The 10,937-nt window shown below is 58.6% G+C and carries 7 protein-coding genes; 4 read left to right on the forward strand and 3 right to left on the reverse strand.

Annotated elements, in window-relative coordinates:
* The first annotated feature begins 264 nt into the window (after nt 1–264).
* The gene (locus XX99_RS27780; RefSeq protein WP_197081906.1) at nt 265–912 is read left to right on the forward strand and encodes a sunset domain-containing protein; all 648 of its coding nucleotides are present in this window, start codon (nt 265–267) and stop codon (nt 910–912) included.
* 69 nt (nt 913–981) lie between these two features.
* Here the strand turns inward: XX99_RS27780 and XX99_RS18490 are convergent, their stop codons facing one another.
* Nucleotides 982–1,854 carry a creatininase family protein gene (locus XX99_RS18490; protein WP_231581478.1) on the reverse strand — a complete coding sequence of 291 codons (873 nt, stop codon included), beginning with the start codon at nt 1,852–1,854 and terminating at the stop codon, nt 982–984.
* A gap of 202 nt (nt 1,855–2,056) precedes the next feature.
* Between XX99_RS18490 and XX99_RS18495 the strand changes: the two genes are divergently transcribed.
* Both XX99_RS18495 and XX99_RS18500 read left to right on the forward strand, forming a co-directional pair.
* Nucleotides 2,057–3,229, forward strand: coding sequence for a hypothetical protein (locus tag XX99_RS18495; protein ID WP_050060856.1), 1,173 nt, complete (start codon nt 2,057–2,059; stop codon nt 3,227–3,229).
* Between the two features lie 167 nt (nt 3,230–3,396).
* Nucleotides 3,397–4,902 (forward strand): hypothetical protein, encoded by a 1,506-nt coding sequence (locus tag XX99_RS18500; protein WP_231581479.1) that lies wholly within the window; start codon nt 3,397–3,399, stop codon nt 4,900–4,902.
* A 131-nt stretch (nt 4,903–5,033) separates the two neighbouring features.
* Here XX99_RS18500 and XX99_RS18505 read toward each other — a convergent pair whose 3' ends face one another.
* Nucleotides 5,034–5,990, reverse strand: a complete 957-nt coding sequence (locus tag XX99_RS18505) for a diacylglycerol/lipid kinase family protein (protein ID WP_050060857.1) — start codon at nt 5,988–5,990, stop codon at nt 5,034–5,036.
* 163 nt (nt 5,991–6,153) lie between these two features.
* A complete protein-coding gene (locus XX99_RS18510) occupies nt 6,154–6,771 on the reverse strand; it encodes a nitroreductase family protein (RefSeq protein ID WP_050061152.1) in 618 nt (205 codons plus the stop codon).
* Between the two features lie 633 nt (nt 6,772–7,404).
* Here XX99_RS18510 and XX99_RS18515 point away from each other — a divergent pair.
* Nucleotides 7,405–10,773 carry a vitamin B12-dependent ribonucleotide reductase gene (locus tag XX99_RS18515; protein WP_050060858.1) on the forward strand — a complete coding sequence of 1,123 codons (3,369 nt, stop codon included), beginning with the start codon at nt 7,405–7,407 and terminating at the stop codon, nt 10,771–10,773.
* Nucleotides 10,774–10,937: the final 164 nt, after the last annotated feature.

Below are 10,937 nucleotides of genomic sequence, written 5' to 3' on the forward strand. Positions count from 1 at the left end.
CCTGGGATTCGGCGAGCGGGAGTCGGCGCGAAGCCGCAACTTTCAGGCTGCTCACCTCATTCAGTTTGTCGATGGAAGCCCGATCGAGCGGGCGAGAATGCTTTGCTGCGATGACTCTCCGTTCTTGACAACTCCCCATCCCAAGGTCAAGACTCCAATGCATATTGGAGCGTCTCAACAAGAGTGAAGATAAGCAGGAGCGGCAACGGTATGAGCGACGATTCGCATCCATCGTTGGTTGTGGCTCGAGGTAAGGAGGTTCACATGATGACGCGCAAAAGTTTTCTGGGATTTGTTGCCGTGGGAGTCTCTTTGTTCTCACTCGTATCGCCCGCGCTGTACTCGCAAACGACGGCGTCTTCGCAGGACCAAGCGACCGCACCTGCCACGAAGCCGGGAACGACGGCGACCATCAACTCCGCCTCGACTTCGCGAGCGAGCGCGGCCTCTTCGGGGACCAGCGCCACTGCAGTCACGGCGAAGTCTGATCCGGGCGCGCGTACGTCGACGAGCACAACGTCGACGAACACAACGGCGACGAACACAACGGCGACGAGTGCAGCGGCGACGAGTGCAGCGGGAACAAAGACAAACTGCACGGCGACCGCTGCCGGACCTCCGCTGCCGCCGACCAAGCCCCAGGAGCAGATTCCCGATCCGCTGGCGAGAGCTCGCGGCGCTCACGCAACGTTAGTGTCGGCTGTCGATCAATCTGGAGCGCAGCCGTCTGTTCACAGCACTACTTCGGCGACGGTTTCGCAGACGCCGCCTCAGCCTGGAATGGTCTGGGCCAATCCGAATTCGAAGGTCTACCATCAGCCGGCCTCGCGCTGGTATGGCAAGACCAAAGACGGTCAATGGATGACCGAGCAGGAAGCTATCAAAGCTGGCTATCACGCTGCGAAGCAATAGCCGCGAAGAAGGATTCGCTTTCTTCTTCGCGGCCGTCTTCAATTGCTCGAATTGATTATTGATCTGCGCTTATTGTTTTGTCTCGAGCGGATGCTTCGCCGCCTCGAAGAACTCGTTCTGCAGTTTGAGGCTGGTTTCATCCGCTTTCACGGCGCGGACCACATCCGCGATGCCGGCTTCCCAGGCCTTCATGTCGTATTCGCCAAGCTCTTTGGCGGCCACGCTGCCATCGCCCGAGTAGTGATTGGGAAACTTCGCGTACCACCATATCCCGGTATACAACCCATCGGGCAGATGAAGCCGGTTCTCGTCGGCGCCCGACTCCTGCCCAGCGCGATCAAGATGTACTAAATCCGGCCGCGAGATCAAGGTATGCGCGGTCTCCGATTCGCCGGCATGCATATCGTTTTTCGAGTGTTCCTTCGGACGGTCCGGCGCATTGCCCGCGTGCCACCAGTAAACGTAGACGACATAATCGTGCTGGCTTTCAAGCTGCGCCTGGGCGAAGAACGGCAACAGGCTTTCGTTGCCGCCATGGCCGTTCACGATCACGATCTTCTTGCAGCCGTTCCGAGACATCTCATCGGTGGTCTCCTGCAGCAGCTCCAGCTGCAGCTTCATGCTGTAGGAGACCGTGCCCGGCTGCTGTCTCGCCTCAGCGATCTGCCCGAAGTAGTAGGGAGGAAATACCACCGTATATTCCTGTTGCGCCGCGTGCTGCGAGGCATAGCGCACATTGATCAGGTCCGTGCCCAGTGGCAGATGCGGCCCATGCTTCTCAATGATTCCGAACGGCAGCAGGCAGACACCCTGTGCCTGGTGAATCGCAGTAATAAAGTCCGGCCCTGTCAGTTCTTCCCATTGTGTCGACAAACCGGTTGTTGATTGTCCCCACGCTGTCGCGGCACACAGCGCCATTACCCACCCAGCGAAATGCTTCACAGACCGTTCCTCCTCGAAATCTCGAACACAAGATTTGTCACCAGAAGTTTCCTGGTTAAGTGACATCTTCTGGTTCAAACAAACGAGATCAGGCTGATTCTCGTAACACTGAAAACGCATATCGGGAATAAAGGTGGACTTCCGTTGTCTTCAATCACGAGCCTGTATTCTAGATCTGTCACCGTAGCGAGGAAACCGCACAATGGCCACCCTATCCACCGCTCATCCGTCAGCAAAGCTCCCTCGCATCCCCTGGTATTTATGGTGTGCGGCGCTTGCAGTCACCTCCGTCACCATCGGTGCTCACTGGGATGTTTCCTGGCACCGCTCCATCGGCCGGGACAGTTTCTGGACACCGGCTCACATGGCCATCTACGCCTGCGGAGTTCTTGCCGGCATCTGCTGCGGCTATCTGATCCTCTTTACCACCTTCGCGCCCCGGCCGCAGATGGCCGACACTTCCGTTCGCGTGCTCGGCTTTCGCGGCCCGATCGGCGCGTTTATTGCGGCCTGGGGCGGCATCGCCATGCTTACCTCGGCGCCGTTCGATAACTGGTGGCACAACGCCTACGGTCTTGACGTAAAGATCATCTCGCCGCCACATACGCTGCTCATGATCGGCATCTGGGGAGTTTGCATCGGGGCGCTGTTTCTCATTGCCGCGGCCATGAATCGATCCGCCGACATTCCGGCGCGAGCCACCCAGTTTCGGCAACTCCAATTGCTCTTTCTCTACATCGCCGGGCTCATGCTGGTGCTCTCCATGTTCTTCCGCATGGAGTACACATGGGACGTCAACCTGCATTCGGCGAGCGCCTATATCGCCGTAGCCATCGGCACGCCCCTTTATTTTGCAGCCGCCCACATCTGCTCGCGCAACCGCTGGGCCGCAACCTGGATGACCCTGATCTACAGTGTCTTCATTATTGGGCTGATCCTCATCCTGCCCTTGTTTCCCGCCGAGCCTAAGCTGGGGCCTGTCTTCCAGCACGTAACGCAATTCATTCCGCCCCGGTTTCCGGTGCTGCTTATCGTTCCCGCGATCCTCTGCGACCTGTTGATGGCCAGGGCCGAAAAATTGAAGCCGCTGCTCCTATCGCTTGTTGCTGGGCCGGTATTCGTTCTCTCGCTGGTAGCGGCCGAGTGGCCTTTTGCCAGCTTTCTCATGTCGCCGGCTGCGGCCAATCGATTCTTTGGCACCGCCTATCACGATTACGGTACGCCTCCGTGGTCGGCCGATGTGCTGCGCCATTTCATCGCTCCCCAATCCGGTCTGGCGTTGTGGAAGGGGCTGGCCATGGCCATGGTCTATGCCGCAATCAGCACGTGGATTGGACTAGCCTTAGGCCGCTGGATGAAGAGAATTCAACGATGAACCACCCACAGAATCCAGCAATGAAAAGTAAGACGGATTGTCATCCTGTGCAAGTGACGCGGATCGAAGGATCCGCGTCTTCTTTCCATTCCGCACCTGCGAAAGACCTCGGCAATCGAGGCGCTCTAGCACTGGGCTTTCCCGTACTTCTAATCAGGCGCCCGCAATTGCAACGAAACCTGTTACGAATTCTGCCGCTGCTCCTGATTGCGATGATCGTGCACCCGCTTCATGCGCACGTCGGCAGTCCCGATGTCTACGAGCAGGGCAACGCCGGCCCGTATAAGCTCTTCGTCGTCCTGCGCCCGCCCGCCGTCATTCCCGGCGTTGCCGAAATCGAAGTTCGCTCGCAAACTCCTGGCGTCGATCGCATCGACATCACGCCCATACCGCTGACTGGCGAAGCGTCGAAGCATCCTCCCGTTGCTGACAGCATGAAGCGGCCGTCGTCTGATCCGCAATTCTTCACCGGCCATCTCTGGATCATGGCCACCGGCTCATGGCAGGTGCGCTTTACCGTTTCCGGCAGTCAAGGACCGGGCGTCCTCTCCATTCCTCTGCCCGCCACTGCCATGATGACGCGGCGTATGCAGCCGGGCATGGGAATCATGCTGGGGCTGCTGGGTGTCCTGCTCGTCGTCGGCCTGGTTGGCATCGTCGGCGCGGCCTCGCGCGAGGCGCAGCTCGCTCCTGGAACCAATCCGCCGCCGGCCCGCATCCAGCGTTCCTATGTGGTGATGGCGATTACGCTGGTGATTCTCATCGGCGCTGTCTATTACGGAAACAAATGGTGGGGAGCCGAGGCCGCAAATTACTCCAACTACATCTATAAGCCTTTGCGAATGGATGCCTCACTGCAGGCGGGCAACGTCCTCGATCTCAAGCTCACCGATCCCGGCTGGCTCAAGCAGCGTAAGCTTGATGACTTCATCCCTGACCACGATCACCTCATGCATCTCTACCTGATTCGCTGGCCGGGTATGGGTGTGGTCTTCCATCTTCATCCTGACCAGGTTGGGACGGGGGACTTCCGTCTCACTCTGCCCACTGTTCCCGCCGGCGATTACCATCTCTATGCTGACGTGGTGCATGCGACAGGCTTCCCCGAAACGCTGGTTTCATCCATCAAGCTGCCTTACGTCGCGGGCCGTTCTCTGCAAGGGGACGACGCCGAAGGCACAGCAGGACCGCTCAAGTGGAATGGCGATGGAACACAGACCAGCAACAGTTACAAATTGCCGGACGGCTATACCATGGTCTGGAAGAAGCCTGCGAATCTGACCGCCAAAACTCCCGAGGAGTTCAGCTTCACGCTGCTCGATGCCAAGGGGCAACCGGCGCAGGACATGGCTCTCTACATGGGCATGACGGGCCACGCCGCCTTCGTGAAGACAGACGGCAGCGTCTTCGCGCATATTCATCCAGCTGGAAGCGCCGCCATGTCTGCCATGATGATGGCGCAGTCGCAGAACCAGGCCGAAGCCTCGGCTTCACAAGCTCCCGCTATGAGCATGTCCAGTATGCCGGGCATGAATATGTCGCAGCCATCGTTGCCGAACGTCGTCAGCTTTCCCTATGGCTTTCCGACCGCTGGGAGCTATCGCATTTTTATCCAGATGAAGCACGGAGAAACCGTCGAAACCGGAACATTCGACGCCGATGTTTCAAATTAGCGGCCGCAGCAGTTACAAATAGATCGAAAAATAATCCTTCGGCGAAGCGGCTAGAAAAGCTGCTTCGCCGATTGGCTTTTAATTAGCCGTTTCATCGCAATCGAGAAGGAAGTGGCAGGAACAACTGCAGCTTAGGCTTCTGCCGAATTTGGCCAGAGCAGGCGAAGCTGCCGCTGCGCAATCGAAATCGTCGCCCGTTTCATGCCGATCACCTCGCCGTCCGCTTCAATGAGCAACGGCGACTGATACGAATAGTCGGGGATGGGATTACACGTGAGCATGCTCACATCTTCATACTGCGGATAGGGAAGCTGCGAGCTTCCGCTGCTCTTTCGCGTGATCAGTGCGTGAAAGCTGGCATGGGCTAGCCCCAGTCGCGTCGTCTCCGGGATGCTCGCCACCCGCAGCACGGGTTTACGCATCTCGCCTCCCGGCCGCCAGCGATTGATCTCTCCCACGCGCACCGCAATCACTTCGCTCGCCCGGCACTTGCGCACGCTGCCGTCGGCCAGCGTCATCTGCAGATCGAACGGCTCTACGGGGTGCTGAAAGAGGAGGCGTATCCCGCCCGCGTAATAAGCGGCTCGTCCTCCCACGCGTTTTCCGCTGCCCGTGGGCGCGAGGTTCATCAGCGCGGCATGCACTCCCATTCCCGCCGCAATCACGAAATACCAATTCCGGTCTTTCGTGTGCCCTGCGGTCTTGCAGGTGATCTTGCCCAGGGGAATCGGCACCGCCGGAGCATTCATCTGCGCGCGCATGGCCTCAATTGGGTTCAGAGGCAAGCGAAGATTCTGGGCGAGAACGTTGCCGGTGCCGAAAGGGATCACGCCCAGCGCGGTCGACGAGCCGGCCACTCCCTGAATCACCTGGAAGATGGTTCCATCGCCGCCGCAGACAAAGATGGTGTCGAAGCCGTTGGTGACCGCCTCCTGCGCCTGCTCGCCGGCCGAGTGCGCCGAGAGTGTGTCCTGCAATTCGACGGTGCAGCCCGTCTCACGCAACATGCCGGCGACGCGATCAACAGCAGCGCGCCGGTTGCGGCGTTCCATCAGCAGCGGATTGAGAAAGAAAAGAACACGGCGCATGTACAAACTTCAAGATTAAGCGTCTCTGCAACAGGCGCCCGTTAAATTAATAATGAGAAGTCTTACGGAGAATCCGCAGAGTGAACAGAAGAGAATCCCACGTCCCGCGGTAGGACGTGGGATAAACAAAGGCGCGGAGTGATTGCGCCTGGGCGGCCGGACGTTAGAACTTCAACGGCTTTTCCCACTCGCTGAATACAATCTCGCTCAGCGGCTTGCGCTCACGTGGCGCGAGCTCCATCTGCTTCACCTGCTCAGGCAGAGTGTCGGGATCGCCGAGATAGCCCAGCGCAGTCACCGAACCGATTTCGAAATCCTCAGGAATGTTGAAGGACTTGCGTACCTTGTCCAGATCGAACCCGCCCATGGAGTGGGTGTGGAAACCCAGCGCCGTTGCCTGCAGTGCGAGGTAAGCTGTCGCTGCGCCTGTGTCGTGCAGTTGATAGTGATTCGGCGAGCCATTCGCAGTGAAGGTCTTCTTGCCCACGGAAAGAATCAGCACCGGCGCGGTCTTCGCCCAGCTCTGGTTGAACTCGATCAGGCTCTCGAGGATCTTCTTGTAGGTCTCATCGCCGCGGTGTCCTACCAGGAAGCGCCAAGGCTGCTCGTTATAAGAAGAGGCCGCCCAGCGCGCCGCCTCGAAAGCCTCTTTCAGACTCTCCGGCGTTACTACCTGGTCTGAATACGCGCGCGGGCTCCAGCGCTTCAAAATGTCCTCGATTACGCCCGGGATGGCCGGCGCGTGCTTCAACTTTTCGAACGCTTCTTTGTTCTGCGACAAGAGATTGCTCCTCGGGAAGTCTCCCTGGTAGGTATTGGATTCAGCATCGTTTGGAACGAATCGGAGAAAAGCAACAAATGTCGGAAAATTTAACGGCGTAAATTTTGATGGCATACCGGAGCTGGTCGCGTTCTCCACACCTTCCACAAGCCTCCACGGAGAATGCACAGTTTCTGCGCCTTGCCCTGCCTGGGGCGACGGCGTAGCCTCCTCAAAGTGGTTGAAATTCATCTCTGCTTAACTTCCTTTTCGACTCTGGCCATCTCCGGAAATTTATGTGGGCTCTTATCCGCTACGGACGGGCATCTCCGGACTTCTCCACAGCTGATTGCAGGGAATTGAGGCATATTGTTTCATTTCCGCATCTAACACACTAGATGTAGTGGTTCGAGCTTGACATGCACTATTAACAGAGGTACTTTGCCAACTGCGGCCCTTATATTTTCCGCAGGGTTCCGGAATAAAAGACCGTGACTTCCGCCCCCGAACGACTCAGGGTATGAGCGGCCGGCAGATTCCGAGACTTCTGTTGTACCTTCCCGCTCCGCGTCGTTTCGTCGCTGAAAGCACTGCGCCCGCGCAGAGGCGGGGTAATCCAATTTGAACCTCCCCCTTTAGGAAGGAGCACCACCCATGGCCGAGGCCACAAAAAAATCCGTCATTACTGCCTCCTCGAATGCTGCCAGCACGAATGGCCATACCTCTTCCGTCTCCAGCGCTCAGCCGCGCGACGAAAAGCCGGCGTTGCGCCCCGCTCTTCAGTTCGATCGATTTTTCTCGAAGTCCAATGTCTCGCCTTATGACGAAGTCCAGTGGGAGCGCCGGACGGCGTCGATCACGGATGCATCCGGCAAGTCCATCTTCGAGCAGAAGGATGTCGAAGTTCCCGTCGACTGGTCCATGACCGCGACCAACATCGTAGCCAGCAAATATCTCCACGGCCTGATGAATACGCCCGAGCGTGAGTCCGGTGTCCGCGCCCTTATTGGCCGGGTCGCCGAGACCATCCGCGACTGGGGCCTTACCGGTGGATATTTCTCGACTGCCGAAGATGCAGCCGTCTTTCATGACGAGCTGGTGCACCTGCTCGTGACCCAGAAGGTCGCCTTCAACTCGCCTGTCTGGTTCAATGTGGGCTGCGACCGCCTGGAGCCCAATTCCGATGCGCAGAACTGGCACTGGAACCCGCACACCTGCGCCGTCGAGTTCTCCGTCACCGGCTACCGCACGCCGCAGTGCTCGGCCTGCTTCATCAACGCCGTCGACGACTCGCTGGACTCCATCCTGACCCTGGCCAAGACCGAGGGCATGCTCTTCAAGTGGGGATCTGGGACCGGAACGAACTTGTCTTCTATCCGCGGATCGATGGAATTGCTCTCCGGCGGCGGAACTGCCTCCGGCCCGCTCAGCTTCATGCGAGGCTTCGATGCCTTCGCCGGCGTCATCAAGTCCGGTGGCAAGACCCGCCGCGCTGCGAAGATGGTCATCCTCAACGTCGACCATCCCGACATTCTCGACTTCGTCGAGTGCAAGATGAAGGAAGAGGCCAAGGCCTGGGCGCTGATGCGCGAGGGCTACGACGGCTCCTCGGGGCCGGACAGCGAAGCGTATAGCAGCATCTTCTTCCAGAACGCCAACAACTCCGTCCGCGTGACCGACGAGTTCATGTCCGCAGTTGAAAAGGACGGTGAGTTCGCGACATACACAGTCAAAGATCACACATTAGTGAAGAAGCACCGCGCGCGCGACATCATGTACAAGATCGCCGAAGCCACCTGGCAGTGCGGCGACCCGGGCATGCAGTACGACACCACCATCAACCGGTGGCATACGTCGAAGAACACTGCGCGCATCAACGCGTCGAATCCCTGCTCGGAGTACATGTTCCTCGATAACTCCGCCTGCAACCTGGCCAGCTTCAATCTGCTCAAGTTCGTAACTGCCGCCGGCACATTTAATATCGAGGCCTACCGCGCCGCGATCGACATCATGATTACGGCTATGGATATCCTCATCGATAACTCCGGATATCCGACGGAATCCATCGCCAGGAATTCGCATGACTATCGCCCGCTCGGCCTTGGCTATGCCAACCTCGGTGCACTGCTGATGGCGTTCGGTCTGCCTTATGACAGTGATGCCGGCCGCGACTTCGCAGCGACGCTCACTGCCATCATGTGCGGCGAAGCCTATCTGCAATCGGCGCGCATCTCCGAGAAAGCTCCTGCACTCGCTGCGGCGACGACGCTTGCTGCATCTGCACACCACGATGGCGGAGCCTGCCCCGGCTTCTATGTGAACCGCGAGCCTTTCCTTGACGTCATTCGCATGCACCGCGCCGAGGTCAACAACATCGGTAAGTCGAAAACCGCCGACGATAAGACCTTTGCCGTTCCGCAGCTCGAAGCTCTCATCGCGGCCAGCAAAGACTGCTGGGACAAGGCCCTCGCGCATGGCGAGAAGTATGGCTATCGCAACTCGCAGGTAACGGTGCTTGCGCCGACCGGCACCATCGGCTTCATGATGGATTGCGACACCACCGGTATCGAGCCCGATCTCGCACTTGTGAAGTACAAGAAGCTGGTCGGCGGCGGCATGATCAAGATCGTCAACAATACCGTGCCGGCCGCGCTCTTCAAGCTCGGCTACAACAACGACGAGGTCGATGCCATCGTCAGCTTCATCGATGCGACTGGCACCATCGAAGGCGCGCCCGGCATTAAGCCCGAGCACCTCGCTGTCTTCGATTGCTCCTTCAAGCCGTCGAAGGGCACCCGCTCGATCCATTACATGGGGCACGTCAAGATGATGGCTGCCACGCAGCCGTTCCTCTCTGGAGCCATCTCCAAGACGGTGAACCTGCCTCACGACTGCTCCATCGATGATGTTGCCGATGCTTACATGGAGTCCTGGCGCCTCGGCCTCAAGGCTGTGGCAGTCTATCGCGATGGCAGCAAGGGAGCGCAGCCGCTTAACGTCTCCGACGGCAAGGGAGCGAAGGCCATCAAGGGCGCGTCGTCAGATGAAACCGTAACCGCAGCGGCCGACCGCGTTCTGGCCGCGCTCTCCACCGGCAAAGCGGCCGCGGAGTCCGACGTGAAGACGCTCGAGGCCAAGATCTCTGACAAGATCGAGGTCACCGCGAAGTCTATCGTCGATGCCACTACTGCTTTCACGACTAGTGTGAAGTCAATCGCAGCGCTCAGTGCGGCCACGCGAAGCGATTCGCCATCCGCGAAGGACCAGGATCAGACCGCGCCGCCACGCGCGGTTCGTCACCGCTTGCCCGAAGAACGCGCCTCGCTCACTCACAAATTCGGCCTCGCTGGACATGAGGGCTACATTACAGTAGGCCTCTATCCGAACGGACAGCCTGGCGAAATTTTCATCAAGATGGCCAAGGAGGGTTCGACCGTCTCCGGCTTGATGGACAGCTTCGCAACCGCCATCTCACTCGCGCTGCAACACGGCGTGCCGCTCAAGGTCCTGTGCGAGAAGTTTGCGCACAGCCGCTTCGAGCCTTCAGGATGGACCGGAAACGAACAGATCGGCTACGCCAAGTCGATCATGGATTACATCTTCCGCTGGCTCCAGCTGCGCTTCCTCTCCGGCCAGCAGCTAAGCCTCTTCGCGGGCCTCGCGCCAGCGACTGCGGCTTCTACTCAGGCGGTCGTTCTGAGCGACCCCGCAGACGAAGGGAAGAATCCCTACGCGGCGCCGGGCGCTTACACTCCCGAACAGCACAGCTCAACCCGAGGCATGGGAGCGACGTCAGCGCCGCAAGGCGGAATCCTGCCGGAGATCGCCGCATCGAGCAGCGCCTCCGAAACCTCGAATGCAGGATCCATCGAAGACCGCGGCCTCTACCACGCTGCCGACGCCATGCGCAGCATGTACGACATGGGAGACGCACCCAGCTGCCACACCTGCGGGGCCATCATGGTTCGTAACGGTAGCTGTTACAGATGCATGAGCTGCGGCTCAACCAGTGGATGCAGCTGATAGCTTTTACTTACTCATTCAAGGGTGTGTGTGCGTTACCGCTCAAAATGAAAGTTGGGGTCACTTTGTTGCAAGTTTTGAACGGCAAATTGCAAGTTTTGTAACCTTCTCACTCTAGGTGGTTTAGGAGCCGCAATTTTTTAGATTGCGGCTCTTTTTTCTGC

The organism is Silvibacterium bohemicum (genome assembly GCF_001006305.1).
Taxonomy (GTDB): domain Bacteria; phylum Acidobacteriota; class Terriglobia; order Terriglobales; family Acidobacteriaceae; genus Silvibacterium; species Silvibacterium bohemicum.

Excerpts from the sequence above, each read along its gene's own strand:
- XX99_RS18495 (WP_050060856.1), top strand. The coding sequence starts at position 2,057 with ATGGCCACCCTATCCACCGCTCATCCGTCAGCAAAGCTCCCTCGCATC.
- XX99_RS27780 (WP_197081906.1), top strand. The coding sequence starts at position 265 with ATGATGACGCGCAAAAGTTTTCTGGGATTTGTTGCCGTGGGAGTCTCT.
- XX99_RS18515 (WP_050060858.1), top strand. The coding sequence starts at position 7,405 with ATGGCCGAGGCCACAAAAAAATCCGTCATTACTGCCTCCTCGAATGCT.
- XX99_RS18505 (WP_050060857.1), bottom strand. The coding sequence starts at position 5,990 with ATGCGCCGTGTTCTTTTCTTTCTCAATCCGCTGCTGATGGAACGCCGC.